At 38.9% G+C, this 4,123-nt stretch carries 6 protein-coding genes; all 6 read right to left on the bottom strand.

Annotation, left to right across the window (positions count from 1 at the left end):
• Positions 1 to 65: 65 nt before the first annotated feature.
• Positions 66 to 707 carry an RNA ligase gene (locus T515_RS15825; RefSeq protein WP_036613400.1) on the bottom strand — a complete coding sequence of 214 codons (642 nt, stop codon included), beginning with the start codon at positions 705 to 707 and terminating at the stop codon, positions 66 to 68.
• A 2-nt stretch (positions 708 to 709) separates the two neighbouring features.
• Positions 710 to 1,294: a metallophosphoesterase gene (locus tag T515_RS16940; RefSeq protein WP_051671824.1), complete on the bottom strand. Its 585-nt coding sequence runs from the start codon at positions 1,292 to 1,294 to the stop codon at positions 710 to 712.
• An 18-nt stretch (positions 1,295 to 1,312) separates the two neighbouring features.
• On the bottom strand, positions 1,313 to 2,359 hold the full coding sequence (locus T515_RS15815) for an RNA ligase (ATP) (protein ID WP_036613398.1): 1,047 nt from the start codon (positions 2,357 to 2,359) through the stop codon (positions 1,313 to 1,315).
• Positions 2,360 to 2,377: 18 nt separating this feature from the next.
• On the bottom strand, positions 2,378 to 3,130 hold the full coding sequence (locus tag T515_RS15810; protein WP_036613396.1) for a tRNA(His) guanylyltransferase Thg1 family protein: 753 nt from the start codon (positions 3,128 to 3,130) through the stop codon (positions 2,378 to 2,380).
• A gap of 320 nt (positions 3,131 to 3,450) precedes the next feature.
• A complete protein-coding gene (locus T515_RS15805) occupies positions 3,451 to 3,639 on the bottom strand; it encodes a hypothetical protein (RefSeq protein WP_036613393.1) in 189 nt (62 codons plus the stop codon).
• Positions 3,640 to 3,996 carry a helix-turn-helix domain-containing protein gene (locus T515_RS16935; protein ID WP_051671823.1) on the bottom strand — a complete coding sequence of 119 codons (357 nt, stop codon included), beginning with the start codon at positions 3,994 to 3,996 and terminating at the stop codon, positions 3,640 to 3,642.
• Positions 3,997 to 4,123 lie beyond the last annotated feature (127 nt).

The raw sequence follows: 4,123 nt of genomic DNA, 5'->3' as shown, positions 1-4,123 counted from the left end.
ATACCTTATTTGAAAGTGACCTATGCCTATTTTATTTGTCTAAAGTATAGAGTTTTCAAGGTTCATCACACCTTTTGGGTGTGGGAAGTTTGAGTTAGTAAATAGCTTTTGGGTTTCATGAAACCAGGAAGTTCATTATCAACTTCTTCGCCGGTTTTGTTATTCCTTGCAGCAAGATAGAATAAAATAGTCTCATTATATCTTATGACTACCTGATTAAGAGGAGATACCAATTCAAAAACATAGGTATAGTCTTTATTAAGCTTATCAAAAGGTATATCCCTGTAATTCTCAGACTTAGATATGATTTCTGAATACGTAAGGTCCTTATATCCCTGAATAGCTGCATCTTTAGCATCGCAGGTAGAGCTCGTAGCAAATCTCCATGCATCCTTGTACCAAAACATCTTGATCATAGAACCATCTATTTTTTCAAGTACCTTCGCGCTTCTCCAATCGATATCCGCAGCATATTGCTCCTGCACATTAAAAAACTTATCAAATGGCCAGCATACAACCTTATGCTCATCGAGATCAATTATTATCCCTCTTGCTTCGCACACCAATGGATCTGAAAAGTCAGCTTCAGTTGCATACTTAAAGCACACCAGATTATCGCTGTGTTTCGTATGAATCAGTCTTTCATTTAACTCTAGCTCCCAAGTGTCCGGGTTCTTTTCGATAAATTCTAAAATCTTTGACTTCATGTCTATGTCTCTTTTTTAATCCACTGCCTTCCTGCTTTCTTTTCAATAGCATGATCAATCGTAAGCCTATGTATGCTATCAACATCAGAAAGAATGCCGTCTTTAATGAGCTTTCCCAGATTGATTGGAGTATACCCACACACATTGGCTGCAAGGTTAAGATGCTTGCAGCCTTCTTTATACATTTCCATATTACTGTGATCATGTCCGTGAATGTTAAGGCACCACGGCAGGCCATAAACCGGTTCGTGTGATAACAGAATTTTATCTGCTATAAAAAGCGGTCCGGCATATATTTCATCAAACAGCCCTGCGTACTCACATCTTCTGTCATGATTTCCAAGAAGCAGAATTTTCTTTTTTACCCTAAGTTTCTTGATGTATTCGGGACTTCCAACGTCTCCAAGGCAGACAAATGTGTCATTTTTCATAATCAAGGAATTAAGGATATTGACCTGCTCATCAGGCTCTATCCAGTCAGGATCCATTATTTTACAATCTGGATCTCTAAAATGAGTATCAGACAAAATATAAACAGATCCCTTTTCTGACCAATGTCTGAATGGTTCATATAATGTTGATATCATGCTTTCTCCTGTCTACTATCACTCATCATTTTTCATTAGATACTTGTTATTTATGACTTTCATTGATAAAGGTCCGCTAAGTGTATACGAATGCACAGGTGTGACAGGACGAATCACTATTCCTTCTTTGGTTGTTCCGTTGTAACCGATTCCCTCTGCTCTTGCTAAAAGAGCTGCTTCATCCGGATACTTTGCCAAAAGGTCATTTCCTTCCTCTTCAACAGGAACCAACTGACATCCGACATACTCACAGATTTCCCTTAGTGTTGTCAGGTCAGTTCTCTTATCATCCACCCTAGCCGTGAATACGAACCACTCAGGTTTTTTTAGCTTAAGCCTATTCTTCTGTATCCCTTCACCGCACCATTCACCCTGAAGTACCATAGTGCTGAGTCCATGCTCATCTACATACGCCTTCATCTTCTCAGGTATACCAGCTGCTTTTACATGCTCCACGAATGCTGACTTTCCATCATCCTTATAAGTAAAGTTATGCCCGGTAAACGAGATGTCTCCATCCCTTACACCTATTGAATGGCTTGAGCCATCCATCTTAGTAGTTATGTAATATGGAAGTCCCTTAAACTCGTTAAGCAGTTCCGGTGCTGACTGTATCCTTGTCTCATCAGTCTTTGGAATATATCCTGGGCGGTCACCTATCATCGTTCCTCCGGAGCCTACCCTCTCAGGCGTTTCCCACTCACGTACTCCGAGGATTTCTGTAACATCCATCCCTTCCTCAAGAGTCATCCCCTGCAGTTTTGAGAGTTTCTCTATTCCAAGACATAATCCCTGAGATATCTCCCCTCTGAATTTCATTGTCTTTAGTCTGAATCCTTCGCCCATGAAGTCATTGCTTTTATAGGAGCTCTTTCTTAAGAATTCAAACTCCTCACATACCGGAAGAAATGAATCTATTTCAAAATAGACCACCATATCACCCACATGGAACTCTCCTTTTCCTCCTACGCACTTCCATCCAAGAACCTGAACAAGTTCTAGCCTGTCCGCATCAGGTATAGGAAAGATTTCCTTTATCTTCTGTATTGATGCTAATTTTCTCATATTTATCTACCTTCCTCATCAAGTAAACTTCCGGATAAGCTTGCCATATTCATCTCCTAATGGCAGCTCATATTCTACGTGTACTCTGTTACGTGTTGTCATCTTTACTTCACCAGTAAGTGGATTAAGCCCTTCTTTTTCATACTCTTCCATCCACATACCAACACCATGTTTCTGCCATGAAGGTAAATTGTCATAGTTGATTCCTCTACTACAAAGGAGCTCCTTTTTAAATGAAACTCCTTTGCCTTTTAACTCTGAAGTCACTTTATGAACTGATACTCCCTCCTTTCTCAACATCCAGTAGCAGTGTGAATTAAGGGCATTTCTGTTTGCATCTTCCTGTCTCCAGCGGAAATAATCTTCAACTCTTTGTGCATTTGGAAGTGGCACCATTCTGCAATCAAAAGTTGCTGCCATACCAAGTTCGAGAGAAAATACTGCACTTGCTTCAGCTGCAAGTGTAGAGTTATACTTTCGTACCTTCCTTCCAAAAGTAACTTCATCAGCCGAAAATAATAATGAAATCTCATCACTTTCTGTATAGGCATAAACCACTCTGAATCCGCAATCCATAAGAACCTTTGTTGTCTTCACCATCATATTCCTGAATTTTTCATCAAAAGGCGCCTCAAAATGGCAAACTTCTTTAGTCAGTCTTGTAAACCCTCTCCCGTCAAGTCTTGCTACCATGTAAATGTCCGGAAGTAATACCTGATCTAAAGACTGTTCATAAACTCGCATCTTTACATCCATCTCATCAAATCGCATTTTTCACCTCTCCCTGCTATCTATGCATAATATCCCTTTATTTTAAAAATCTGACTGCTACGATGACACCCGATAGGTAAATACTCGCTGATTCCCACACCACCATCGGATTAATGTAGCCGAAAACACTCCATGTAATTAAATAATATAGTCATACATGCTATCTGTCAGTTAACTCGTGGTTGATAATCCATATAAGCTTATTCGCTGTATCAGAATTTGAACCTATATTAAACCGCTTATTGGTCTGGAATAATTGTCCATGATTTTTTATCAAAAAAGGACCTACCCGCTTTGAGATAGATCCTAAAACCTGATAATTATTTCAATGTCACTTTATTTGAAAAAGCATCCAAGTGCCTTAAAAATTCACTTTCTTCACAATTCCATAATTTATCCTTATCCGGAATCGCTTCCATAACAAATTGGCCAAATCTAAGATCCGGATATTTCTCCCACTCCTCTGCAATCCTATCCAAAAAAGGACGTGTTCTTGCTTTGTCTCTCATCTACCTTACCTCTATCAAGACATTCCATTTTTTTACGGCTACCGGAACCAATAGATCATCAACACTCACATCCAAAAGTCCACTGAGAACATACAGATTTTCAATCACAAAAAATGTGCCTTTATGTTTCCATTTATTGACAGCCTGTGGAGTAATCCCCAGTTTGTCAGCAATGATCTTATCCTTTAGTCCCCTTATTTTTATCAGTTCACACACTCTTTTCTTTGTCGCTTCCAAATCCAAACCCTTTACTCTGTCCGGTTCTTCCCAGGATAGGGTATAATCAATACGCTCCAAATCTGATCTAAATCTATTTTTTTCTAAAATTTCAATTATTTTGTTATATCCATTCATCATAAATATTCCCCCATAACACTCATATACAATAATATGGTTATTCGTCAAAAATAGTGGGTAACCATTGATTCTTTTTCGGAAGTTTAGTTGCGTGACATATGCATGTCAAGGGAGCTTTGCTCCACTT

The organism is Oribacterium sp. P6A1, from assembly GCF_000702885.1.
GTDB lineage: Bacteria > Bacillota > Clostridia > Lachnospirales > Lachnospiraceae > Oribacterium.
Note: the sequence above shows the minus strand (reverse complement) of the source record. Positions and strands in the feature narration are given on the sequence as shown.

What these genes read in the sequence shown, in the direction of transcription:
- T515_RS15825 (WP_036613400.1), bottom strand. Translation starts at nt 707, where the DNA reads ATGAAGTCAAAGATTTTAGAATTTATCGAAAAGAACCCGGACACTTGG.
- T515_RS16940 (WP_051671824.1), bottom strand. Translation starts at nt 1,294, where the DNA reads ATGATATCAACATTATATGAACCATTCAGACATTGGTCAGAAAAGGGA.
- T515_RS15815 (WP_036613398.1), bottom strand. Translation starts at nt 2,359, where the DNA reads ATGAGAAAATTAGCATCAATACAGAAGATAAAGGAAATCTTTCCTATA.
- T515_RS15810 (WP_036613396.1), bottom strand. Translation starts at nt 3,130, where the DNA reads ATGCGATTTGATGAGATGGATGTAAAGATGCGAGTTTATGAACAGTCT.
- T515_RS15805 (WP_036613393.1), bottom strand. Translation starts at nt 3,639, where the DNA reads ATGAGAGACAAAGCAAGAACACGTCCTTTTTTGGATAGGATTGCAGAG.
- T515_RS16935 (WP_051671823.1), bottom strand. Translation starts at nt 3,996, where the DNA reads ATGATGAATGGATATAACAAAATAATTGAAATTTTAGAAAAAAATAGA.